The 22,145-nt window shown below is 73.4% G+C and carries 22 protein-coding genes; 13 read left to right on the forward strand and 9 right to left on the reverse strand.

Annotated features, from left to right (window positions below):
• The first annotated feature begins 473 nt into the window (after window positions 1-473).
• From ACFVWU_RS02085 to ACFVWU_RS02135, 11 genes are all read left to right on the forward strand, one after another.
• Window positions 474-3,503, forward strand: a complete 3,030-nt coding sequence (locus ACFVWU_RS02085) for a hypothetical protein (RefSeq protein WP_387614198.1) — start codon at window positions 474-476, stop codon at window positions 3,501-3,503.
• A gap of 64 nt (window positions 3,504-3,567) precedes the next feature.
• Window positions 3,568-3,645: a putative leader peptide gene (locus ACFVWU_RS02090; RefSeq protein WP_107086570.1), complete on the forward strand. Its 78-nt coding sequence runs from the start codon at window positions 3,568-3,570 to the stop codon at window positions 3,643-3,645.
• A 229-nt stretch (window positions 3,646-3,874) separates the two neighbouring features.
• Window positions 3,875-4,399: a cysteine dioxygenase gene (locus ACFVWU_RS02095; RefSeq protein ID WP_387614204.1), complete on the forward strand. Its 525-nt coding sequence runs from the start codon at window positions 3,875-3,877 to the stop codon at window positions 4,397-4,399.
• Window positions 4,393-4,779 (forward strand): rhodanese-like domain-containing protein, encoded by a 387-nt coding sequence (locus ACFVWU_RS02100; protein WP_387614206.1) that lies wholly within the window; start codon window positions 4,393-4,395, stop codon window positions 4,777-4,779. The genes ACFVWU_RS02095 and ACFVWU_RS02100 overlap by 7 nt, the downstream gene beginning before the upstream one ends.
• 263 nt (window positions 4,780-5,042) lie before the next feature.
• On the forward strand, window positions 5,043-6,218 hold the full coding sequence (locus tag ACFVWU_RS02105) for an ABC transporter ATP-binding protein (protein WP_387614209.1): 1,176 nt from the start codon (window positions 5,043-5,045) through the stop codon (window positions 6,216-6,218).
• On the forward strand, window positions 6,208-6,876 hold the full coding sequence (locus ACFVWU_RS02110) for an ABC transporter permease (RefSeq protein ID WP_387614211.1): 669 nt from the start codon (window positions 6,208-6,210) through the stop codon (window positions 6,874-6,876). The genes ACFVWU_RS02105 and ACFVWU_RS02110 overlap by 11 nt, the downstream gene beginning before the upstream one ends.
• Window positions 6,873-7,550, forward strand: coding sequence for an ABC transporter permease (locus ACFVWU_RS02115; protein WP_387614214.1), 678 nt, complete (start codon window positions 6,873-6,875; stop codon window positions 7,548-7,550). Before ACFVWU_RS02110 ends, ACFVWU_RS02115 begins: the two co-directional genes overlap by 4 nt.
• Window positions 7,551-7,591: 41 nt before the next feature.
• The gene (locus ACFVWU_RS02120; RefSeq protein ID WP_387614217.1) at window positions 7,592-8,551 is read left to right on the forward strand and encodes an ABC transporter substrate-binding protein; all 960 of its coding nucleotides are present in this window, start codon (window positions 7,592-7,594) and stop codon (window positions 8,549-8,551) included.
• Window positions 8,552-8,714: 163 nt separating this feature from the next.
• Window positions 8,715-9,299, forward strand: coding sequence for a hypothetical protein (locus tag ACFVWU_RS02125; RefSeq protein ID WP_387614219.1), 585 nt, complete (start codon window positions 8,715-8,717; stop codon window positions 9,297-9,299).
• A 167-nt stretch (window positions 9,300-9,466) separates the two neighbouring features.
• The gene (locus tag ACFVWU_RS02130) at window positions 9,467-9,685 is read left to right on the forward strand and encodes a hypothetical protein (protein WP_387614222.1); all 219 of its coding nucleotides are present in this window, start codon (window positions 9,467-9,469) and stop codon (window positions 9,683-9,685) included.
• A 321-nt stretch (window positions 9,686-10,006) separates the two neighbouring features.
• Entirely contained in the window at window positions 10,007-11,749 is a 1,743-nt protein-coding gene (locus tag ACFVWU_RS02135) for a glycosyl hydrolase family 18 protein (protein ID WP_387614225.1), read from the forward strand.
• Window positions 11,750-11,835: 86 nt separating this feature from the next.
• On the opposite strand, the gene ACFVWU_RS02140 is transcribed toward ACFVWU_RS02135, so the two are convergent.
• The 6 genes from ACFVWU_RS02140 to ACFVWU_RS02165 all read right to left on the reverse strand — a co-directional run bounded on the left by ACFVWU_RS02140 (window position 11,836) and on the right by ACFVWU_RS02165 (window position 17,778).
• Window positions 11,836-13,146, reverse strand: coding sequence for a multidrug effflux MFS transporter (locus ACFVWU_RS02140; RefSeq protein WP_387614228.1), 1,311 nt, complete (start codon window positions 13,144-13,146; stop codon window positions 11,836-11,838).
• Window positions 13,147-13,382: 236 nt separating this feature from the next.
• Window positions 13,383-13,865: a hypothetical protein gene (locus ACFVWU_RS02145; RefSeq protein WP_387614231.1), complete on the reverse strand. Its 483-nt coding sequence runs from the start codon at window positions 13,863-13,865 to the stop codon at window positions 13,383-13,385.
• 340 nt (window positions 13,866-14,205) lie between these two features.
• Entirely contained in the window at window positions 14,206-15,084 is an 879-nt protein-coding gene (locus tag ACFVWU_RS02150) for an alkaline phosphatase family protein (RefSeq protein WP_387614234.1), read from the reverse strand.
• A gap of 154 nt (window positions 15,085-15,238) precedes the next feature.
• Window positions 15,239-16,072 (reverse strand): ATP-grasp domain-containing protein, encoded by an 834-nt coding sequence (locus ACFVWU_RS02155; RefSeq protein WP_387614530.1) that lies wholly within the window; start codon window positions 16,070-16,072, stop codon window positions 15,239-15,241.
• Window positions 16,073-16,134: 62 nt separating this feature from the next.
• Window positions 16,135-16,518 carry an ADP-ribosylation/crystallin J1 gene (locus ACFVWU_RS02160; protein WP_387614237.1) on the reverse strand — a complete coding sequence of 128 codons (384 nt, stop codon included), beginning with the start codon at window positions 16,516-16,518 and terminating at the stop codon, window positions 16,135-16,137.
• Window positions 16,519-16,590: 72 nt separating this feature from the next.
• Window positions 16,591-17,778: an acyl-CoA dehydrogenase family protein gene (locus tag ACFVWU_RS02165; protein ID WP_387614240.1), complete on the reverse strand. Its 1,188-nt coding sequence runs from the start codon at window positions 17,776-17,778 to the stop codon at window positions 16,591-16,593.
• A gap of 156 nt (window positions 17,779-17,934) precedes the next feature.
• Here ACFVWU_RS02165 and ACFVWU_RS02170 point away from each other — a divergent pair, with 156 nt between their 5' ends.
• Window positions 17,935-18,246, forward strand: a complete 312-nt coding sequence (locus ACFVWU_RS02170; protein ID WP_387614243.1) for a hypothetical protein — start codon at window positions 17,935-17,937, stop codon at window positions 18,244-18,246.
• A 139-nt stretch (window positions 18,247-18,385) separates the two neighbouring features.
• Here the strand turns inward: ACFVWU_RS02170 and ACFVWU_RS02175 are convergent, their stop codons facing one another.
• Window positions 18,386-18,694 carry an AzlD domain-containing protein gene (locus tag ACFVWU_RS02175; protein WP_387614533.1) on the reverse strand — a complete coding sequence of 103 codons (309 nt, stop codon included), beginning with the start codon at window positions 18,692-18,694 and terminating at the stop codon, window positions 18,386-18,388.
• A complete protein-coding gene (locus ACFVWU_RS02180; protein WP_387614246.1) occupies window positions 18,694-19,419 on the reverse strand; it encodes an AzlC family ABC transporter permease in 726 nt (241 codons plus the stop codon). The genes ACFVWU_RS02175 and ACFVWU_RS02180 overlap by 1 nt, the downstream gene beginning before the upstream one ends.
• Before the next feature lie 168 nt (window positions 19,420-19,587).
• Here ACFVWU_RS02180 and ACFVWU_RS02185 point away from each other — a divergent pair, with 168 nt between their 5' ends.
• Window positions 19,588-20,178 (forward strand): helix-turn-helix domain-containing protein, encoded by a 591-nt coding sequence (locus ACFVWU_RS02185; RefSeq protein WP_387614249.1) that lies wholly within the window; start codon window positions 19,588-19,590, stop codon window positions 20,176-20,178.
• A gap of 40 nt (window positions 20,179-20,218) precedes the next feature.
• Here the strand turns inward: ACFVWU_RS02185 and ACFVWU_RS02190 are convergent, their stop codons facing one another.
• Window positions 20,219-22,117, reverse strand: a complete 1,899-nt coding sequence (locus tag ACFVWU_RS02190; protein ID WP_387614252.1) for a cholesterol oxidase substrate-binding domain-containing protein — start codon at window positions 22,115-22,117, stop codon at window positions 20,219-20,221.
• Window positions 22,118-22,145 lie beyond the last annotated feature (28 nt).

Raw genomic sequence — 22,145 nt, forward strand, 5'->3', positions numbered from 1 at the left:
GGGGCGGGTCTCTCCTGCGGTCCGCACAGGGAACCGCAGGGGTCTACGTGCGTAGAAAGCGATCTGTAGACGGTAGGCCTGGCCTTGGTGGCCTGACAATACGTTGGCGGTAACGCGTCTGGGGCGATCTTGTTGCGCGGACACGCGGGTGGCCCTGGGTGGGATGAAACGCTGATCTACCCCGCACGCGCGCTCCTTACTCATACGAGTGAAAGCGAGCGCCCGGGGTGCGGAATCCGCCGCCAGCGGGTAACACGCCGATGGGCGTCACGACGGGCCGCCACATCGGCGCCTGGCGTCGTGAACTCGGGGATCTGGCAGGCGAATCGAACGACGGCACGGCGACGACACGGGGTGGCATCGGGCCCAAGGGGGTGGTGCGGATGGCAGCGCTCGGCAAGCGCGCGGAGCGTGCTTCGGATACGGCGGGTACTTCGGGTGCGGCGCACGCCGAGGGTGCTTCGGCTACGGCCGTGGGCGACGGTCCGGTGGCGGCGGGGCGGGCGCCCGCCCTGCCCGCCTGGGCCGGCCTGCTGCTCGCCCTCGGTGCGGTGCTGCCGCTCGTCCTCGGCTGGCTGCTGCACCACCGCCAGGCGCCGCAGGTGCGGGAGGTCGCCCTGCGGCTGGCCGGTTCCCGCACCGCCGCCGAGGCGCTGGTCGGCGGGCGCACCGGGGACTACACGGCCGCCCTGCGCGCCGAGCTCTGGCCGGTCGCCGGGTACGGGCTGACGCTGGTGGCCGCTGCGCTGCTCGGCCGGTACGTGTTCGGCCGGCGGCGTGGGCGCGCCCTGGCGCTGGCGGTCGGCGGCGCCGGTCTGCTCGCGGCCGGCTGCGACCTCACCGGCAGCCTGCTGCTGCGCGTCGCGCTCGACCACCACGGCTCCGACACCCCCTTCGCGGTCGCGGCCGCGCTCGCCACCGTCGCGTGGCTGCTGCTCCTGCCGGCCGGGGTGGCGGCGGCGGGCGTGCTGCTGGTGACGGCCGCGCGGGCGGTGCGCGGACTGCGGTCCTCCGCGTCGAAGCCCTCGGTCGAGACGGACGAGACGAATCGCCCGGCGCTGATCCCGCCCTGGCCGACGGCCGCCCGGCACGACGGGGACGCCCGGTACGACGGGGACGGCGGGCAGTCAGCGGAGGGGCCGCCCGACGCCCACACCCACTGGCGCGACGCCGCGCGGGTGCCGCCCGGCCGCGAGCCCGCCGAGCTGGGCTTCTGCGCCTCGGGCGGCGGCATCCGCTCGGCCTGCGTCACGCTCGGCGCGCTCCAGGCGCTGCGCCCATGGCTCAAGCGGGCCCGGTACCTGGTCTCCGTCTCGGGCGGCGGGTACACCGTGGGCGCGCTGCAGCTCGCGCTCAGCGACTCCGCCCCCGGCAGCCCGGTGCACGCCGTCTCGGGACTGACGGCCGACACCGTGCTGGAGCCCGGCTCCCCGGAGGAGGACCACCTCCGTCGGCACGGCAAGTTCATCGCCGACGGCGCCGGCGAGTGGCTGGTCGCGCTCGGGACGCTGCTGCGCGGCGTGCTGTCGGCGCTCACCCTGCTGCTGGCCGCCGTTCTGGTGCTCGGCCTCGGACTCAGCCGCTTCTACCGCGCCGCCCCACTCACCGATCTGCACGCCCTGGCGGCCGTCGGTCTGCGCCACACGGGCGCCGTGCCGGGCGAGTTGGTCTTCCGGACGCCCGCGCTGGCCGCCCTCGCCGCTCTGCTGGCCGCGGCGGCCGGGTGCTGGCTGCTGTGGCTGCTGGCCTTCCCGCCACTCGGCTGGCACGCACTGCTGCCGCGCACCCTGCACCGGCTCTACTCCGCCGCGCTCGCGCTGGCCGCCCTGCTGGCCGTCGGGGTGCTGGCGGTCCCCGGGCTGGCCTGGGGCGCCGTCCGCCTCCAACAGGCCCTGGCCGCCGGTCCGCGGCTGACCGGCGCCGGGCTCAGCCTGACCGTGGTGCTCAGCTACCTCGCCCTGTTGCTCGGCATACTCTGGCGCGACCGCCGGACGATCCGCAGCGGCGCGGCCGCGTTCGCCGGGGCGCTACGCGGCGCCGGCCGGCTCGGCGGCGGCCTGACCGCCAACCTGCCGCAGTACATCGTGGTCTGGGCGGCCCTCACCACACTGACGGCCTGCGCGCTGCTGGCCCTCGGCTGGGCGGTCGCCACCGGGTACGCCTGGCCGACGGCCGTGCAGGTGCTGCTGCCGCTGGTGCTCGCCGCGGTCGGGCTCAACCTCGACCAGACCTGGATGAGCCTGCACCCGTTCTACCGGCTGCGGCTGGCCTCCGCGTTCGCGGTCCGCCGGGTCACCGACGGCGGCCGGTCGTTCGCCCGCGGGTACGACTTCTACCGGGAGCAGACCTGGCTGAGCCACTACGCGGCCCGGCACCCCGACTTCCCGCAGGTGATCTTCTCGGCGGCGGCCAACCTCTCCGGCAACTCCCGCACGCCGCCGGGCCGTCGGGCGGTCTCCTTCTCGCTCTCCCACGACTACGTGGGCGGTCCTGACGTCGGGTACGCCCGCACCGACCTGCTGGAGCGGCGCACCCGGCGACACATCGCCCGGGACCTCACCGTGCAGTCGGCGATGGCCGTCTCCGGGGCCGCCTTCTCCTCCGCCATGGGGCGCCAATCCCGCGTCTACCAGGGGCTGTTCGCGGTGACCAACGCCCGGCTCGGGACGTGGCTGCCCAACCCCGCGGTGCTCGGGCCGGCCTGGTCCGGCACCCCGGACTGGCGCCGCGCCGGGCAGCCGGCCGTCCGCCGACTCCCCTACCAGCTGCGGGAACTGACCGGCCGGTTCCCCGCGGACGACCGCTTCCTGCTCACCACCGACGGCGGCCACTACGAGAACCTCGGACTGGTCGAGCTGCTGCGGCACCGGGTGCGGACGGCGGTGTGCATCGACGCCAGCGGGGATTCGGGCTACGCGGCCAACCTGGCCGCCGCGATCACGCTGGCCCGCGAGGAGCTGGGCATCGTGATCACTCTGCACCGGCCGGAGCTGCTGATCCCGGGCAGCGCCACCGCCGACCGGGACGGCGGCGGAGCGCCCCTGCGCGGGCTGGCGGCCCAGCTCTCCGACCGGCTCTCCGCCCGCGGGGTGATCACCGGCGACATCCGCTACCCCCGCACCGACGGCCTCCCGGAATCCGACCGGCACGGCACACTGATCGTCCTCCAAGCCGTGCTGACCGCTGACATGCCCTACGAGCTGCACTCCTACGCGGTGGCCAACCAGGCCTTCCCGAACGACGGCACCAGCGACCAGTGGTTCAACCACCAGCAGTTCGACGCCTACCAGACGCTCGGCCGCCACCTGGGCGAGCAGGCCGGGCCGGTGATCGAGCAGGCCCTGTCGGACGCCGCGGACGACTCCGCGGCGCCCGTCCCCGCACAGGCGCCGGGCAGCGCGTCCTCGGCGTCGGGCGGCGCGTCCTCGGCTCCGTCCGAGCACTCGGCTGCGGCGCCGTCGGCCGCGGCTCCCCTGGCTCCGCGCCGTCCTGCCGAGAGTTAACAGGGCGCAACAGACGGGCGCCCCGGCTTGACTTCGTCCGACCGGCTCGGAAAGGATCCGGTGCATGGACTCCGGCGCCACTCTGGTCTGCCGCCTGCACGTCGATCTGCGACGCCAGGCGAGTTCCATCTGTGCCTGTTGACCTTGCTCCTCCCCGCCGGTCCCGCCCTGTGACGTCTGCCAGGGCCCGAGCCGCGCACCCGTACCCGCGGTTCTGACTCCTGTCGTACTTCCGCCTCGCCCGACGGCACCGTGCGTGCCGTGCCCGGTCGTGCCGGGTCGCTCCGCCGACTCGCGCCCGCCGGGCACCACCGCAGCCGCCGGACCCGGCCGCACCCCGCCGACGTTCCCGCCGCACCCGAGGACGCCCCATGAGCCTGGACCTCGTCTCCGAGACCCCGACGCACACCCCCGAGACACCCACCACCGCGCGCGCCCGCGCTCCACTGACCCCGAACTCCCTGCGGAGCATCGTCCGCGAGCTGGCCGAGCAGCCCGAGCAGTGGATCCACCTGGTCCGCCTCTCCACCGAGGAGCGCTGGTACCAGCGCCTGGTGACCGGGGAGGACCACGAGGTGTGGCTGATCAGCTGGCTGCCCGGTCAGTCCACCGGCTTCCACGACCACGGCGGCTCGCGCGGCGCGTTCACCGTCGCGCTCGGCGAGTTGGAGGAGCTGTCCCTCGGCGGCCCGGATCAGGGCCTGCTGATCCGCCGGGTCCCGGCCGGCACCGCCCGCGCCTTCGGCCCCGACTACGTGCACGACGTCCGCAACACCGCCTCCGGCCCGGCCGTCACCCTGCACGCCTACTCGCCCCCGCTCAGCTCGATGGCGCACTACGATCTGCGGGCCGGCGGGCTCGTCCGTACCTCGGAGGAAGGACCGGAGCAGTGGTGACCACGATCGACGACCTGGTGGCACGGGCCCGAGAAGGCGTCCACCGCCCCCGCGCCCAGGAGGCGCACCTGGCCCAACTGGCGGGCGCGCTGCTGGTGGACATCCGTCCGGCGGCGCAGCGGGCGGCCGAGGGTGAGATCCCCGGCTCACTGATCATCGAGCGCAACGTCCTGGAGTGGCGGCTCGACCCGACCGGCAGTCACCGCATCCCCGAGGCTTCGGGTTACGACGTCGAGCTGATCGTGGTCTGCTCCGAGGGCTACGCCTCCAGCCTGGCCGCCGCCTCGCTGCGTGAGCTGGGGCTGCACCGGGCGACCGACCTGGACGGCGGTTTCGTCGGCTGGGCCGCTGCCGGGCTGCCGACCCGTCCGGGCGGCTGACGTCGAGCCCCCGACAGGGGCGGGGAGAAGGGGCTCAAGCCAGGCCTGAGCCGGGCTCCACGGCGCGTGCCGGACGGTAAATCACGGACAGGAGATAATGCAGGTCATAGTCTGATCGGAGTTTCTGCCGGTCCGAAGCTGGGCAGCCACGCGGGCGGACGAACGCCCGGGCGGTTGGACCCGCCGTCACACGAACGACCCGACCGAACGACCGAACGACACAGGCGCCGCCTCCCCGGGGCGCCCTGACGAGGAAACACCCCGTGATCAGATTCGAGGGCGCCGGCAAGCGCCACCCCGACGGCACGATCGCCGTCGAGGGCCTGGACCTGGAGGTCCCGACCGGTCGGATAACCGTCCTGGTCGGACCGTCCGGCTGCGGCAAGACCACGCTGCTGCGCATGGTCAACCGGATGGTCGAGCCCACCTCCGGCCGGGTGCTGCTGGACGACACCGACGTCGCCCAGCTGGACCCCGCCAAGCTGCGCCGAGGCATCGGGTACGTGATCCAGCAGGCCGGGCTCTTCCCGCACCGCAAGGTGATCGACAACATCGCCACCGTCCCCTACCTCCTCGGCTGGGACCGCAAGAGGGCCCGCGCCCGAGCCGCCGAACTGCTGGAACTGGTCGGACTCGCCCCGGAGACCGCCAGGCGCTACCCGTTCCAGCTGTCCGGCGGCCAGCAGCAACGGGTCGGCGTGGCCCGCGCGCTGGCCGCCGACCCGCCGGTGCTGCTGATGGACGAGCCGTTCAGCGCGGTCGACCCGGTGGTGCGCGCCGGGCTCCAGGACGAGTTGCTGCGGCTGCAGTCCGAACTGCACAAGACGGTGCTGTTCGTCACCCACGACATCGAGGAGGCCGTCCGGCTCGGCGACCAGGTCGTGGTGCTGCGCGAGCACGGCCGGATCGCCCAGCTGGCCGACCCGCACACCTTGCTGACCACGCCCGCCGACGACGGCGTGGCCGCCTTCCTCGGCCGCGACCGCGGCCTGCGCGGCCTCGGGCTGCGCCCCGCCACCGCCGTCCCGCTGCGCCCGGTGGGCGAGGGAATCCGGTACGGGGGCTGGGAGTTGGCCCTGGACGACGAGCTCCGCCCGATCGGCTGGATCGACCGCACCGCCGTCACCGCCGAGCTGCAGCCGGTGGCCGGATACCGCCCGGACACCGACACCCTGCGCACCGCCCTGGACGCCGCCGTGCTCTCCCCCGCCGGGGTCGCGGTCGCGCTGGACGCCGAGGGCCGGGCCGCGGGCACCGCGAGCCGCGAGGCGATCCTCGCCGCTCTCGCGCCCGCCGACCGGACCACCGACGCCCTCAAGAAGCCCGTCGGCACCGGCAAGACGCCCGGCACCGGCAAGACGCCCGGCACCGGCAGGACCCCGGACAGCGGCAAGACCCTCAGCACCGACCGGACGGACGGAGCCGACGGTGGACGATGAACCGATCGTCCGCTGGTACTGGATCGGCGACCACCTCGGCTACCTCGGCCACCTGCTCGCCGACCACGCCCTGATCTCGTTGCTCCCGGTGCTCATCGGCCTGCTGCTGGCCGTCCCGCTCGGCCTGGCCTGCGCCCGGTTCCCCCGGCTGTACCAGCCGCTGGCGGCCGTGTTCAACATCGTCTACGCGCTGCCCTCGCTGGCCGTGTTCGTGGTGCTGATCCCCTACACCGGGCTCGCCACCCAGGCGACCGTGATGATCCCGCTCACCTTCTACGCCCTCGCCGTCCTCCTGCCGACCACCGTGGACGGGCTGCGCGCCGTCCCGGAGTCCGTCCGGCAGGCCGCCACCGCGATGGGGTACGGGCCGTGGCACCGGCTGACCTCGGTCGAACTGCCCGCCGCCGTGCCGTACCTGATCGCCGGACTGCGGGTCGCCGCGGTGTCCAGCATCTCGCTGGCCAGTGTCGGCGCGCTGGTCGGGCGTGGCGGGCTCGGCTACCTGTTCATCGACGGCTTCCAGCGCACCTTCCCGACCCCGATCGCGGCCGGCATCGTGCTGATCGCCGTGCTCTCACTGGTCGTCGACCTGCTGCTGGTGGCCGCCCGGCGGCTGCTCGCGCCGTGGGCCGTCCGGGCGAAGGGGGCGGGCTCGTGAACTGGCTCACCTGGCTGAGCGACTTCTTCACCGCCCCGGACCGCCGCAGCGGCCCGGACTCGATCGTGCACCGGGTCGCCGAGCACCTGCTGCTCTCCGGCGAGGCCCTGCTGTTCGCGACCGTCCTGGCCGTGCCGCTCGGGCTGCTGATCGGCTACACCGGGCGCGGCGTCACCGCGGTCACCGCGCTGGCCGGCGCCGCCCGCGCCCTGCCCACCCTCGGCCTGGTGACGCTCGCGGTGCTGCTCGGCGGGGTCGGCGACACCGCCGTGCTGATCCCGCTGGTCGCGCTCGCCGCGCCGCCGCTGCTGGTGGCGGCCGTCGAGGGGGTGCGGGGCACCGACCCGGACGTCCGGGACGCCGCGCGCGGCATCGGGCTGACCCACCCCCAGGTGCTCCTCCAGGTCTGCCTGCCGTCGGCCGCGCCGACCCTGCTGGCGGGCTGGCGCACCGCGACCGTCCAGGTGATCGCGACCGCCACGGTAGCCGCCTACGTCGGGCTGGGCGGCCTCGGCCGCTACGTCATCGACGGCCTGGCCACCCGCCAGTACGCCGTGACCGTGGGCGGCGCGCTGCTGGTGGTGCTGCTCGCGGTCGGCGCCCAGCTGTTCTTCGCCCTGCTCGCCCGGTTCGCGCTCCCGCCCGGGATGCGCGCCCAGCGCCGGGCCCGCTGAAACCCTCCTCTCCCATCCGCCCCGGAAGGACAACTGTCACCATGTCGACATTGAAGAGAAGCAGGCGTGCCGTCCTCCTCGGCACCCTCACCGCGCTCGCCCTGGGCGCGACCGCCTGCGGCTCCTCCAGCAGCAACCCGCTCGACGGAGGGTCGACCGCCGCGGCGGGCACCACCGCCTCCGGGGGCGCCACGGCGGCCGGCGGCGGCTCCGGGTCGACGGTCGTCGTCGGCTCGGCGAACTTCCCGGAGAACGTCCTACTCGGCTCGATCTACTCGCAGGCGCTCAAGGCCAAGGGCGTCAAGGTCGAGGAGAAGTTCAACATCGGCAGCCGCGAGGTGCTCTACGGGCAACTGCAGAGCGGCAACCTGACCGTCCTGCCCGAGTACAACGGCGCGCTGCTCGCCTACCTGGACGCCAAGGCCACCGCCGTCACCACCCAGGACGTGAACGCGGCGCTGACCAAGACACTGCCCGCCTCGCTGGCGATCCTCGACTCCTCGCCGGCCGAGGACAAGGACTCGCTCAGCGTCACCCAGGAGACCGCCGACAAGTACGGCCTCAAGAGCATCTCCGACCTGACCGCCAAGGCCGGCGAGTTCACCATCGGCGGCCAGCCGGAGTTCAAGTCCCGCCGCGAGCAGCAGTTCAAGGACGTCTACGGGCTCACCTTCAAGGAGTGGAAGCCCACCGCCGACAGCACCGCGAACGCGCTCAAGGACGGCAGCATCCAGGTCGGCAACGTGTTCACCACCGACCCGAAGATCGTCCAGTACAAGCTCGTCCCGCTGACCGACCCGAAGAACGTCTTCGGCGCGCAGAACATCACCCCGCTGGTCAACAAGGCGGGCGTGGACGCCACCGCGACGGCGGCGCTCAACGCGGTGTCGGCCAAGCTCGACACCGCCGGGTTGACGGGGCTGATGAAGCGCGTCGCGATCGACAAGGAGGACCCGTCGGCGGTGGCCAAGGACTGGCTGAAGGCCAACGGGCTCGGCTGACGACCCGCACGGCGACCGAGTCGTACGGCGAACGGCGGCGCGGAGGCATCGGCCTCCGGGCCGCCGTCCACCGCACGCCGTTCACCGTCCGCCGTTCACCGTCCGCCGTTCACCGTCAGGCGGGACCTTCCCTTCGGCGCCGCGAACATGACAGTGTGGCGCCATGCGCACTCGTCTCCTCGCCGCCACCCTCACGGCACTCGCCGCGGTGAGCCTCGCTGCCTGCTCCAGCTCGGGATCGAGCTCGGGCAAGGCCACCGCTGCGGCCGGTTCCCCCACCACCGTCGCCGCCACCCCCTCCGACGCCTCGACAAGCTCGGCCGCCGCAACGCCCGCCACCTCCGCGCCCTCCACGTCTGCTACCGCCGACGGCACCACCGCCGCGCCCGGCGCCACGGCCGCGCCTGCGGGCTCCTCGCCCGGTGCGGACGGGTCTGCCCCGGCCAAGCCCGCACCGCCCGCCGATGCCGGGCTGCCCGCCAAGCCGGACTCCGACCTGACCGGCAAGGTGGTCGCCGCGCTGAACGCCATCGACCCGGCGATCGTCGGCGGCAAGCCCGACCAGGTGGTGGAACAGGCCCGCAAGCAGTGCCAGTCGATGTACCAGTTCCCCAAGGACAAGGCAAAGCTGATCGAGCTGGCCAACCAGCACTTCACCTCGCCCGACCACCCGCAGGGCTTCGGCCCCGACACCGCCGCGAAGATCAACGACGCGTTGCGCACCACGCTCTGCCCGTCGCCGCGCTAGCGCGATCCGCACCCCGAACCGCCCGGCGTCCTGAGCTCCGGGCAGCCGTGGCCGCGCCCCGCCCGCCGGGTGCGCGGCCACCGGCGTTCGCGGACCGGGAAGCGCGGTTCACCCACCATCGCGCCCGACACCCCGCCCGCCACATCCTGCTGCTCCGTTTCACGTCCATGCACGTCGCCCGTGAGCGGCACACGGAACTCCTCGGCGACGACGCGTGGTTGACCGATGCGGTCGACAAGCTGACGCCGCCGCACCGCTACCAGGAGACCACCGCCCTGCGACTGGTGGAACCGACACCGGGCGACCTGCGCCGCACTGCCCAACGGCCCCTCCCCGCCACCCCGGTCGCCAATCCGGTCCGTTCGGCGGCCGGGGCCGTATGCTGACGAGCAGTCAGGACTCTTGACAGACCAGTGGTCTAGTCCAAACATAAGCATGTCGATCCGACCGGGATGCACTGTGGGGGTGTGACCACCGGCGGCTGAGGCACCGCCCTGCCCTGCTCCGCTCCACCCCCCGCCCCGTACGGCGTGCGCACGTTCGCACCGTCGCCCGCCTCCACGCGAGTCGGCGGGTTCCGTACGCCCTTGTGTCCGCACCGGACTCCCGGACCAGGGTCCGCGCGGCCGCCTCCCACACGGCCGCCGACGCCCCGGCCCGGTTTGACCGCCCCAACGCCCTACCCCACCACGTCCGTTGGAGAATCCATGCGTCTTCGCAGAACCGTCCAGGCCGCGCTGACAGCCTGTGCCACCCTGGCCGCCTCGGCCGGCCTGGTCGCCGCCGGGACGGGCACCGCCCAGGCCGCGACCCCGCTGCCGAGTCGGGTGTTCGCCCCCTACTTCGAGTCCTGGACGGGCCAGAGTCCCGCCACGCTGGCCGCGCAGTCCGGCGCCAAGTACCTGACCATGGCCTTCCTGCAGGCCGCCACCAAGGGCTCCTGCACCCCGTACTGGAACGGCGACACCTCCAAGCCGGTCTCCTCCTCGACCTTCGGCGCCGACATCGCCACCATCCGGGCCAACGGCGGGGACGTGATCCCCTCCTTCGGCGGCTACACCGCCGACAACACCGGCACCGAACTGGCCGACAGCTGCACCGACGTCAACCAGATCGCGGCCGCCTACGAGAACCTCGTCACCACCTACGACATCAGCCGGATCGACCTCGACGTCGAGGACAACTCGCTGACCAACACGGCCGGGATCGACCGCCGCAACAAGGCGATCAAGACCGTGCAGGACTGGGCCGCCGCCAACGGGCGCAACGTCCAGTTCTCCTACACGCTGCCGACCACCACCAGCGGGCTGGCCGACAACGGCCTCGCGGTGCTGCGCAACGCGGTCAACAACAACGCGCGGATCGACGTCGTCAACATGATGACCTTCGACTACTACGACGGCGCCACCCACGACATGGCCGCCGACACCCAGACCTCCGCGCAGGGCCTGTACAACCAGCTGGCCAAGCTCTACCCGTCCAAGACCCCGGCGCAGCTGTGGGGTTCGATCGGGATCACCGAGATGGTCGGCATCGACGACTACGGAGCGGCCGAGACCTTCACCGTGGCGAACGCCACCACGGTGTACAACTGGGCGGTGTCGAAGGGCATCAACACCCTGTCCTTCTGGGCGCTCCAGCGCGACAACGGCGGCTGCGTCGGCAAGGGCGGGGACGACTCCTGCTCCGGCATCGCCCAGAACACCTGGGACTTCAGCCACGTCTTCGCGCCGTTCACCAGCGGCTCGACGGTGACCAACGACTTCTCCGTCACGCCTCACCCGAACTCCGGTACGGTGGCGGCCGGTTCGTCCACCTCGGCGAGCATCGCGACGACGGTGACCGCCGGATCGGCGCAGAGCGTCAACCTCTCGGTCAGCGGCGCCCCGGCGGGCGTCACCGCCACCGTCACCCCCGGCAGCGTCACCGCCGGCGGCAGCGCCACGCTCAACATCGCCACCACCTCGGCGGTGGCGCCCGGGAGTTACCCGCTGACCGTGACCGCCACCGCGCCCTCCGGCACCCACACCGCGACCTACTCGCTGACCGTCACCGGGACGGCCCCGTCGACCGGCCTGGCCAACGGCGACCTGGAGACCGGGAGCCTGGCCCCGTGGACCTGCCGGAGCGGCGGCGCCGTGGTCTCCACCCCGGTCCACTCCGGCTCCTACGCGCTGCAGGCCGCACCCGGCGCGAGCCAGACCGGCGAATGCACCCAGGCCGTGACGCTGAAGCCCAACACCAGCTACACCCTGAGCGGCTGGGTGCAGGGCAACTACGCCTACATCGGCGTCAGCGGCGGTGCCACCGGGAGCACCTGGGCCAACTCCTCGGGCTGGACCAAGCTGTCCGTCCCCTTCACCACCGGCGCCTCCGGCGCCGTGACGGTGTACCTGCACGGCTGGTACGGGCAGGGCGATGTCTACGGAGACGACTTCTCGATCTCCTAGTGGCTGCGGGCTGACGACTGACGTGTAACAGATGACGGCTGACAGATTTCCACATCTGTCAGCCGTCATCTGTTCGCCGAAAGCCGTCACCCCGCCACGGCCCGCAGCCGCACCGGCCGGCACATCGTCACGTACGCCACCAGCGCCAGCACCCCGCACCCCAGCACCACCACCGCCAGCAGCACCGCCGACGGCCGTCCGCCGAGGCTGCTCAGCGGCGCGACCAGCGCGCCGCACAGGAAGTTGCCGGTGCCCAGCAGCGCCGAGGCCGTCCCCGCGACCTGCGGCTCGACCAGGCTCAACGCCTGGGCCGCCGTGTTCGGCAGGACCACCCCGAGGCTGCCCATCAGCACGAACAGCGGCGGGCAGAACCCGGCCAGCCCGAAGTCCCAGACCGTTGTCAGCAGCACCAGCGCCACCCCCGCCGCGACCGCCGTGGCGAGCCCGCCCAGCATCAGCGCCCGTGCCGTGAAGCGCGGGGCCAGCACCCGCCCGTTCAGCTGGGTCGTCACCACGATCGACAGCGAGTTCAGCCCGAACAGCAGACTGTAGGTCTGCGGCGAGACCTGGTACACGTGCTGCAGCACCGTCGACGACCCACTGATGTAGCCGAACAGCGCACCGAAGGACAGCGAGCTGGTCAACGCCAGCCCCAGGAAGGGAAGTCGGCGCAGCAGCCGCCCCATGGTGCGCAGCGCCGCGCCCGCCCCGCCGCCGTTCCGGGCCTGCGGCGGCAGCGTCTCGCGCAGCGCGCCGAACGCGGCCAGAGCGAGCAGCAGCCCGAGCGCCGTCAGCGCGCCGAAGGTGCCGCGCCACGAGGTGAACCGCAACAGCTGTGCGCCGACGATCGGGGCGAGGATCGGCGCCAGCCCGGATATCAGCGCGATCGAGGCGAGGAAGCGCAGCATCGCCACGCCCTGGAAGCGGTCCCGGGCGACGGCGCGCCCGATGACCAGCCCCGCCGACCCGGCCGCGCCCTGGACGAAGCGGGCGGCGATCAGCACCGACAGGTTGGGGGCGACCACGCACACCACGCTCGACACGGTGTAGACGACCAGCCCCACCAGCAGCGGCGGTCGGCGCCCGAAGCGGTCGCTGAGCGGTCCGAAGAGCAGCTGACCGGCCGCGACCCCGAACATCGAGAAGGTGAGGGTGAGCTGAACGGCCGCCGGTTCGGCCGCCAGGTCCTCGGCGATCGCCGGCAGACCGGGGAGGTAGAGGTCAGTGGTGAGCGGGCCGAGCGCGGTGAGTCCGCCGAGGACCGCGACCATCGCCCGGCCGGCACCGGCCCGGCCCACGACGGGCGAGGTGCCGAATGCCGGGGCGGTCGATGCAGGTACGGTCGATGCGGGAGCGGTCGACGTGTCGTCGGCGGGGCCGACGGTCGGGCCGGGCATGGCTCTCCTAACGGACGCGGTGACGTGGGTTCGTTCGCGATCCGTCCTGTCGCAGCCCGGCGGGGGAACGACAGCAGGGGTGCGCCCGGGCGGATCCGCCCACCGGTCGATCGCGGCGCGCGCACGATTCTCGACACGCGCACGACGACGGCCCGCCCGCACCTTCCGGTGCCCGGCGGGCCGTTCCACTCCCTGGTCAGGACGGCTGATCCGGGATCAGCGCCCGGTCAGCACCCTCAGTGCTTGGCGACGTGCTCGGCGCGAAGGGCCGCCTGCAGTGTCGCGCCGTCCTGCCACGCGTAGAGCTGGTTGCCGGTGAGCGTCACATTGTAGTACCCACAGGTGCCGCTCGCCTTGGTCGCCATGTTCTCCGGGAACCAGCCCGCCTTGAGCGAGAGCGGCACCGGGTGCGGGCCCTTGCCCGGCAGCCCGGCGGTGCAGCCTGCGGGCAGCCGGCCCTCGGGGAGGGTGGCGCGCAGCAGGCGGTCGTCGCCCGAGGTGGACATCACGTACTTCACCGAGGAGGCGTTGTCGGGCAGCCAGGCGGGCATCGAACGGCGGTCGGCCTTGGCCTGGGACCCGCTCTCGTACGAGGCCTGCTCCTGATGGCGCCCGTCCCACCACTCGGACACCCGCGGGCCGATTGCCACGGCGGCCACGGCAACGGCCATGCCGGTGCCCGCGACTCCCAGCGCGACCTTGCTCACGATGCCCTTCATACCCGACTTCCCTCTCCGTGTCCGGTGCCGATGTGTCGGTTGCCGGAGTGACCGCGCTCGGCCCGTCCGGACCGTCCGGCGGAGCGGTCCGCCGTCCGGGTGTATCCATCCTGGCCCGGACCGCCCCTTCGGATCGTCACCACGAGGTCGCGATCCTGCACCCAACCCACGGGGTACCGTCTCCACCTTCAGGCGTATGTCCGGCGGCCCGGTCCCCGAGGTACGGGCCGTTCGGGCCCGCGATCGAGCGTGACTCAATCGCGGGCCCGTCGCAGTCCGGCCTGCTGCACCCGGGGGGACGGAGCGCCCCGAAGGGCCCGTAGGACGGTGCGACGGCAGGTCAGACCGTCGCGGACACCGGCCGGGCGACCGGGAAGGGGCGCCCGTCGAGGGTCCAGTGCGGGTCGATGGGACGCAGCAGGGAGGCGTACACCTGGGCGGCGACGTCGGGGTGGCGGATCTCGCCGCTGGGCGGGGCGGCCGGGATGTCGTGGCCGGCGCAGGCGACCCAGGCGGTCCGCTCCTCGACGCTGCGGCCGCCGTGGCCGCCGGCGTCGACGTGCCCGTGGTCGGTGACGACGATGACGGTCCACTGCTCCTCGGCGTAGCTCGCCCGGCCGCGGACGGCGTCGAGCAGACGGCCGAGGCGCTCGTCGGCGGTGCGCATCGAGGCGCGGTACTCCTCGCCGCAGCCGAGGAAGTGGGCGGTCTCGTCCACGGCTCCGAGGTAGACGAAGGAGGCCTCGGGGTCGGCGGTGGAGAGGACGTGGACGGCCTCCCGGGTGACCTCCTCGTCGACGGTCTCCCAGGCCTCGGGGGTGTCCTCCGCCGGGGCGATGTAGGAGAGCCGGCCGGGGGCGCGGAAGAGCGGGCCGCCGGACTCGTTGATCATCAGCGGGTCCCAGCCGGCCGCGACGAAGGTGCGGCGACGGTCGCCGCGGTTGAGGCGGGTGGCGAAGTCGGGGAAGACGTCGAGCCGGTTGCCGCCCAGGTGGTTGCCCCAGACACCGTGCTTGGCGGGCTCGACGCCGGTCACGATGGTGGCCCAGCACGGCCCGGACATGGTGGGCGTGGTGTCCGCGACGGTGACCGGCACCAGGAACCCGGCCTCGGCGACCTCCTGGAGGCGCGGCATCGCCACCTCGGCCAGGTAGTCGTGGCGGACTCCGTCGATCCCGACGACGAGCACGCGGGGGCGGGGCCACTGGGCTGGGGACATGGCGGGGCTTCCTTTCGGTGGTGCGCACCCGGCCGCGCCCGCCGAGGGCGCCGCCGACCGCGCCATGCTTCACCGCCCGCCGTACCGATCGGCGTCGCCCTGTCGAACGGAGGGTGTCCGCGAGGTGTCAGGAGGTGGCCGGTCGCCCGTCACGTCAGCTTTCGGTCAGCCGTCGGTCGGGCCGGCTTTCGGTCGGCCGTCGGCCGTCGGCCGGCGGGCGGACGAAGCGGCGGTCGGCCTCGGCGAGTTCGGCGGCCGGTCCGGCGGCGCGCAGCACCACGTCGAGCACCCGCTCCGGGTCGGCGGCGTAGCAGTGTGCGAACCAGGGCAGGTTGGCTTCGACCACGGCCCAGTGCTCGGCCGGGTCGTACGGGTCGGCGACCGGGCCGACGTCCAGGGCGACGGCGCTGGGCAGGGTGTCGCCGACGGCGTCGAGCAGGCGGCGGGCGAAGGCGGCGGCCCCGTCGGTCAGCGGCGCCGGGTCGAGGCGGCCGAAGCGGGCGTAGCGGCTACCGGTGAGCACCTCGCCGTCGCGGACGAACAGCCGGTACTCGGCGGCGAAGGTCACCGGTTCGCTGACCAGGACGGGGGTGTCGGGGCCGATCCGATCGCCGGTACGGGGCAGCCGGGAGCCGTCCGGGTAGACGGCGGGCGGGATCGACTTGTCGGCGGGCGGCTTCACGAAGACGGGGTGGCGCAGCGTCCAGGCCTCGGCAAGGGTGGTGAGTTCGATCCGGCGGCGGGTGAACTCCTCGGGGAGGCGGGCGAGCCAGTCGTCCTCGGGTTCGAGCAGGGCGAGGCCGAGCGGCGCGGCGATCCGGGCGGCGGCGAGCGGGCCGCCGTACCAGTGGACGGGCCGCCCGGTGAGCCGCCCGACCGCGCCCGGGCCGTCCAGGGCGGCGATGGTCAGGCCGCGCCGGGCGGCGGCCTCGGCGAGCAGGGTGGTGGTGCTGGTGCGCTGGGCGGAGGTGAGCAGGACCCGCCCCACCGCATCCGTACCGGCCGCGCCGGAACGCGCCGTGGCCGTACGCGCTGTGCCCGTGCGCGGTGTCACGGCTGAGGCCGGAACTCGTGGACGACCTCGATCCGGCCGACGATGTGCCGGTTGAACTCCGTCAGCTCCTCGGCGGGCACCCAGAGTTCGAGGATGGTCCGGCCGCCGGCCTGCTGCACGGGGTAGCGGGCCAGGAAGGCGGTCTCGACCTTGAAGCGGGTCACGTAGCCGACGCCGGAGGCGGGCACGTTCCAGTCGCGGGCGATCCGGATCGCGTAGTCCTCATTGAGGACGGGGTAGAAGATCGGCTGCTCGGGCAGCCTCGGCGGCCAGGCGCGCCAGTCGGCGGCCTCGACCAGCGCCAGTTCCTCGGGCCCGGTGGGGCGCCAGAGGGTGGTGGTCGGGGGCGTCCGGGTCGTCCCGGTGCTCTGGCCGTTCATGGCGGGAACGGTAGCCGGGCCGCGACGGGCCCGGCTACCGGATTTCCGCTGGTCGACGGGGTGGACGGGCCGTCAGCGGTAGGCGGACTCGCCCGTGATGGCCTCACCGAGGACCAGGGTGTGGATCTCGCTGGTGCCCTCGTAGGTGAGCACCGACTCCAGGTTGTTGGCGTGCCGCAGCACCGGGTACTCGGTGGTGATGCCGTTGGCGCCGAGGACGGTCCGGGCGCTGCGGGCGATCTCCAGCGCGGTGCGGACGTTGTTGAGCTTGCCGAAGCTGATGTGCGGCGGGCGGGCGGCGCCCTCCTCCTTGAGCCGGCCGATCCGCAGCGCCACCAGGTAGGCCTTCTCGACCTCCAGCATCATCTCGACCAGCTTCTGCTGGGTGAGCTGGAAGCCGGCGATCGGGCGGTCGAACTGGATCCGGCTCTTGGCGTAGTCGAGGGCCGCGGTGTAGCAGTCGCGGGCGGCGCCGACGGTGCCCCAGAGGATGCCGTAGCGGGCCTCGTTGAGGGAGGAGAGCGGTCCGCGCAGGCCGGTGACCCCGGGCAGCACGGCGTCGGCGGGCAGCACCACCTCGTCGAAGGCGAGCTCGCTGGTGACCGAGGCGCGCAGCGAGAGCTTGCCGTGCACGTCGGTGGCGGTCAGGCCGCGGGTGCCGCGCTCGACCAGGAAACCGCGCACGCCCTGCTCGGTCTGCGCCCAGACCACGGCGACGTCGGCGATGCTGCCGTTGGTGATCCACATCTTGCTGCCGGACAGCACCCAGTCGCCGCCCTTGCCGCCCTTCTGGACCGCCCGGGTGCGCATGTTGGCCGGGTCCGAGCCGAAGTCGGGCTCGGTGAGGCCGAAGCAGCCGATCAGCTCGCCGGCCGCCATGCCGGGCAGCCAGCGCTGCTTCTGCTCCTCGGAGCCGAAGGCGTGGATCGAACGCATCGCCAGGGAGCCCTGGACGGACACGAAGCTGCGCAGTCCGGAGTCGGCCGCCTCCAGCTCCATGCAGGCGACCCCGTAGGCCACCGCGTCGGCGCCCGCGCAGCCGTAGCCGTCGAGGTGCATGCCGAGCACGCCGAGGGCGCCGAGTTCGGGGGCGAGTTCACGGGCCGGGAAGACGCCGCGGTCGAACCAGTCGCCGATGTGCGGGCGGATCCGCTCCTCGGTGAACTTGCGGACGGTGTCACGGATCAGCCGCTCCTCGTCGGAGAGGAGGTCGCCGACGGCGAGCAGGTCGGACGGGTCGATCCGGGGCGGCTTCGTCATTGAAGTTCCTTGTACTCTCGGCGGAATATGGCGGAATATGCCGGATGTTCGGTGGTCGGCCGGGTGCCGGGTACCGGGAGTATCGCGCACGCGGCCGGGCGTCGGACGGACGCGAAGGCGTGAGGAAAGCGACACGGGGACACGGGGAGGCGGAACATGGCGCGTTGGGCGCTGGTGGTCGAGGAGACGGTCGGCATCGGCAGGGACCGGACCTGGGGCAACAAGGTTCTCGGCGAGGTCGAGGGCACCCGCGAGGAGGCCGTCGCGGAGCTGCGCCGGATCGTGCCGACGTACACCCCGGATCACCCGATGAGCAGCCGGCGGAGGACGCTCCTCCGGGACGGGGACACCTATCTGCTGATCTCGCAGGGGAGCATGCGCGACTACCACTGCGTGTTCAAGGTGTGGGAGATGCTGTGGGACAGCAAACGGCCGGAGGTGCAGGCGGAGCGGTTGACGGAGGAGTAACCGGCGCGGGCGGGGCGCGCGGCGGCGGCGAACAGGTGGCGGCGAACGGACAACAGTGAACAGATGACAGATTTCGAAATCCGTCATCTGTTCGCTGAAAGTTGTCAGCTGTTCGCCGCCAGCCGGCTGCCGCCCGCCGTCACGCCACCCCGCACAGCCGCAGCAGCGCCGTGGTCGCCGCACCCGCGACGACCACCACCGGGAAGGGCGCCCTGCGCCAGGCGAGCGCCCCGGCGACCAACACCCCCGCCGGGCGCGCCCACCCCGCGAAGCCGTGCCCCTGGGTCAGCGCGCCGGTCGCCACCAGCGCGACCAGCAGCACCGCCGCCGCGACGGCCAGCAGGTGCCGCAGCCGATCCGAGAGCGCGAGCCGGTGCCCCAGCAGCGGACCGGCCACCCGGTAGGCGTACGTCCCGACCGCCAGCAGCAGGATGGCGTAGAGCGGCATCATCGGACGTCCTCCTTCACGGCCACGACGGCCACCTCCGGCCCCGCCGTCTCCTTCACTCCCGGCCGACCCGCGAACAGCAGCCCGACCAGGGCGAGCAGCACGGGCACCCCAGCCGGCACGAACGGCGTGGCTGCGACGGCCACGACCGCGCCCGCCACCGCCGCCGTACGAGTCCCGCGGTCCGCGAGCGAGGGCAGAACCAGCGCGAGCAGCACCGCCGGGAAGGCCGCGTCCAGGCCCAGCACGTCCGTGTCGCCGATCAGGCCACCCGCGAACCCGCCGAGCAGCACCGCGGCGTTCCACACCACGAACAGCGAGACCCCGCAGATCCAGAACACCGCCCGGCGCCGCCGCGGGTCGCGCTGCCGCAGCACGAAGGCGGCACTCTCGTCGGTGAGCATGTGCGCCCCGAACAGCCTTCGCCACCACGGGCCTTGGAGCACATCGGCGACGGCGAACCCGAACGGCAGCAGCCGGGCGTTGAGCACCAGCCCGGTGGCGACGGCCGCGAGCGCGCCGCCGCCGGACAGCACCACGCCGACGGCCGCGAACTGCGAGCCGCCCGCGAAGACGAGGACGGAGAGGGCGACCGGCACCCAGAGGGGCAGACCGCCGGACACGCTGATCGCGCCGAAGGAGACGCCGACCAAGGCGTCGGCCAGGCAGACCAGGGCGATGTCACGGACAGTGGCATGTTCCAGTGTTCGGAGAAGCGAACGCATGTCCACCAGAGTGAACCTGCCGCCCACAGTTCGTCAAGGCGAACAAAGAGGCCGACATAACGAACGAACGCCGCCGCGGACGGCCGTGGCAGCATGAACGGCACCAACCACCGAAGACCGACCGACCGACCCCGACGAGGGAGCCGGGAGAAAGCGTGAGTGGCGAACATGAGTGACCAGACCGCCCAGCCCACGGGCGCCAACGGCTCCGGCACGGAGCTGATCGGCCAGATCGCCGCCTCCATCCGGCGCGAGCGCGAGCGCAGCGGCCTGTCGATGACCGAGCTGGCCCGGCGCGCGGGCATCGCCAAGTCGACGCTCTCGCAGCTGGAGTCGGGCGCGGGCAACCCCAGCGTGGAGACGCTCTGGGCGCTCGGGGTCGCGCTGAACGTGCCCTTCAGCCGACTGGTCGACCCGCCGCGCCCGACGGTCAAGGTGCTCCGGGCCGGAGAGGGCCCGGTGACCCACTCCGAGCAGGCCAACTACGCGGCCACCGTGCTCTCCTCCTGCCCGCCGAACGCCCGGCGCGACATCTACCGGATCGAGGCCCAGCCCGGCGAGACCAGGGCCTCCGACCCGCACATGCCCGGCACCGTCGAGCACGTGATGATCGGCTCTGGCCGGGCCCTGGTCGGCCCGACCGAGGCACCGGTCGAGCTGGGCCCGGGAGACTACATCAGCTACCCGGGCGACGCCCCGCACCTGTTCCGCGCCCTCGTACCGGACACCCTCGCGGTGATCGTGATGGAGCACATCTGACGAACCACCGCCCTCCTCCCCCGGACGACCCGGGGCCTGCCTACTTCAACAGCCCGTCCAGGAAGGGGTTTCCGAACACCCGGTGCGGGTCGTACCGGTCCAGCACGGCGACCGCCTCGTCCCAGCCCGGCCCGCCCCCGGCGCGCAGGCTGTCGGGGATGACCCGGCCGAGCAGGTCCGGGTCGGACCAGGCCGCGTCGGCGGTGTAGGCCCAGCCCTTGGACCACTCGACCCGCACGCCCGCCCGGGTGCCGTCGAAGGTGCGCAGCAGCCACTGCTCCAGGTCCCGGGCGAAGCGTTCCAGGCCGGGGGTGCCGGGGAAGGCGAGCACGTCGAGCCAGACCGCGGTGTCCCACTCCGGCCGGTCGGCCCGCGGCCGCAGCGCGGACAGCAGCGGGGGCCGGGCGCCGGGGACGCCGGAGTACGCGGGGTCCTCCAGGCCGGTGACCCGGATCTCCACCGCGCCGTTCACCGGGAACTCGCCCCTGGCCTGGTACTCGCCGAGCAACTGCCGGTAGTAGGCGGCGAATTCGCTGACCACCCACTGCAGGTCGGCGCGCTTGGCCAGGACCGCGTAACCGTTGGCGGTGACCCGCAGCGTGGTGGGCCGGACGTACTGCAGCAGGGTACGCGAGGGGCCCCAGAGGTCGGAGCGCAGGCCGCCGGCGAGCAGGTGGGTGATCAGGTCGCCGGTGAGCAGGTCGCGCAGCAGTCCGCCGGAGAGCAGGACGTCGGTGAGGTCGCCGGTGAGCGCCACCTTGGCGACGAGGTACTGGAGTTGGCCGAACAGCGGGGCCGATCCCCAGGCTCCGCTGACGATTTGCCCGGCCAGCTGGGCGACCGGTTCCGGAACGCTGTCCGAGAAGGGGTAGTTGTAGGGCTGGTCGACGGCCTTCGAGGCGAGCGGCTTGGTCGGGGTGACGGTCCAGGTCTTGAGCCACGGGTACTCGGTGTAGGCGAACCAGATCGCCTCGACCCGGCCGTCGCGCTCGACGAAGTCGGCGAGGGTGCGCGGACCGCCGCCGCCCAGCAGCCCTCCGAGCAGTCCACCGCCGCTGCCGCTGCCGGGACGGGCGAACAACTCGGTGGCCGGGATGTCGAGTCGGCTGACGCAGCGCAGTGGCCGGTCCGCCCCGGCCCGCAGCACCACCTCGGTGAGGAAGGCCCGGCCCAGGTGCACCAGGAGGGCGGCGCTGTCGGCCTCGGCGCGGTCGAAGGTGCGCAGCGCGTAGCGACCGGTGGCCGGGTCGAGGACGACGGCCGTGAGCCGGACCACCTGGTTGCTGACCGAGCCGTAGCCGTGCCCGTCCGGCCGCTGTTCCCCGGCCGCGGGGGCGGCCGTGCCGTGGCCGCCGATGGCGAGCACGCCGCCGACGGTGAGGTCGCCCGGGGCCGGGCAGGCCGTCAGGCCGAGGCCGCGGTCGGCCAGGTGGGCGAGCAGCGCCTCCATGCTCGCGCCGGTCTGTGCCCGGACGGTGGTGGGAGAGTCGGCGGTGAGCGCGGTGAGGTGGCGGCTGGTGTCCAGGAGCAGGACGCGGGCGCTGTCCGGGGTCCCGTTGGCGACGGTGAGCGGCGCCCAGGTGTGCCGGTAGCCGGTGGCACGCAGCCGCCAGCCGTTGGCGTGCGCCCAGTCGGCGAGCGCCGGGACCTCCTCGGGGGTGCGCGGCGCGCAGGTCCACAGCTGGTCGGTGCGGATCTCGCCGGACCAGTTCTGGAAGACCCGCTGGAAGAGTTCGGCGCCGGCGGGCAGGCCGGGCGGTACGGGTGTGGCGGCCTCGGCGCTGTCCGGGCCGACGGTGCCGCGCAGCAGCCAGGCCGCGCCGCCGAGTGCCGCCGAGGCGCCGAGCAACCGCCGCCTGCTCAGTCCTCTCCCCCGGCTGCTCCCCGACTCGTTCCCCGCCCCGCCCGCTCCGCCGTTCACACCGTGTCCTGCGGTCATCCTGGTCCGCCCCCTGCGCCTGCGCCGG

The organism is Kitasatospora sp. NPDC058190, assembly GCF_042883685.1.
Lineage (GTDB): Bacteria > Actinomycetota > Actinomycetes > Streptomycetales > Streptomycetaceae > Kitasatospora.

Excerpts from the sequence above, each read along its gene's own strand:
- ACFVWU_RS02090 (WP_107086570.1), top strand. The coding sequence starts at position 3,568 with ATGGACTCCGGCGCCACTCTGGTCTGCCGCCTGCACGTCGATCTGCGA.
- ACFVWU_RS02095 (WP_387614204.1), top strand. The coding sequence starts at position 3,875 with ATGAGCCTGGACCTCGTCTCCGAGACCCCGACGCACACCCCCGAGACA.
- ACFVWU_RS02120 (WP_387614217.1), top strand. The coding sequence starts at position 7,592 with ATGTCGACATTGAAGAGAAGCAGGCGTGCCGTCCTCCTCGGCACCCTC.
- ACFVWU_RS02125 (WP_387614219.1), top strand. The coding sequence starts at position 8,715 with ATGCGCACTCGTCTCCTCGCCGCCACCCTCACGGCACTCGCCGCGGTG.
- ACFVWU_RS02130 (WP_387614222.1), top strand. The coding sequence starts at position 9,467 with ATGCACGTCGCCCGTGAGCGGCACACGGAACTCCTCGGCGACGACGCG.
- ACFVWU_RS02135 (WP_387614225.1), top strand. The coding sequence starts at position 10,007 with ATGCGTCTTCGCAGAACCGTCCAGGCCGCGCTGACAGCCTGTGCCACC.
- ACFVWU_RS02140 (WP_387614228.1), bottom strand. The coding sequence starts at position 13,146 with ATGCCCGGCCCGACCGTCGGCCCCGCCGACGACACGTCGACCGCTCCC.
- ACFVWU_RS02145 (WP_387614231.1), bottom strand. The coding sequence starts at position 13,865 with ATGAAGGGCATCGTGAGCAAGGTCGCGCTGGGAGTCGCGGGCACCGGC.
- ACFVWU_RS02150 (WP_387614234.1), bottom strand. The coding sequence starts at position 15,084 with ATGTCCCCAGCCCAGTGGCCCCGCCCCCGCGTGCTCGTCGTCGGGATC.
- ACFVWU_RS02160 (WP_387614237.1), bottom strand. The coding sequence starts at position 16,518 with ATGAACGGCCAGAGCACCGGGACGACCCGGACGCCCCCGACCACCACC.
- ACFVWU_RS02165 (WP_387614240.1), bottom strand. The coding sequence starts at position 17,778 with ATGACGAAGCCGCCCCGGATCGACCCGTCCGACCTGCTCGCCGTCGGC.
- ACFVWU_RS02170 (WP_387614243.1), top strand. The coding sequence starts at position 17,935 with ATGGCGCGTTGGGCGCTGGTGGTCGAGGAGACGGTCGGCATCGGCAGG.
- ACFVWU_RS02175 (WP_387614533.1), bottom strand. The coding sequence starts at position 18,694 with ATGCCGCTCTACGCCATCCTGCTGCTGGCGGTCGGGACGTACGCCTAC.
- ACFVWU_RS02180 (WP_387614246.1), bottom strand. The coding sequence starts at position 19,419 with ATGCGTTCGCTTCTCCGAACACTGGAACATGCCACTGTCCGTGACATC.
- ACFVWU_RS02185 (WP_387614249.1), top strand. The coding sequence starts at position 19,588 with ATGAGTGACCAGACCGCCCAGCCCACGGGCGCCAACGGCTCCGGCACG.
- ACFVWU_RS02190 (WP_387614252.1), bottom strand. The coding sequence starts at position 22,117 with ATGACCGCAGGACACGGTGTGAACGGCGGAGCGGGCGGGGCGGGGAAC.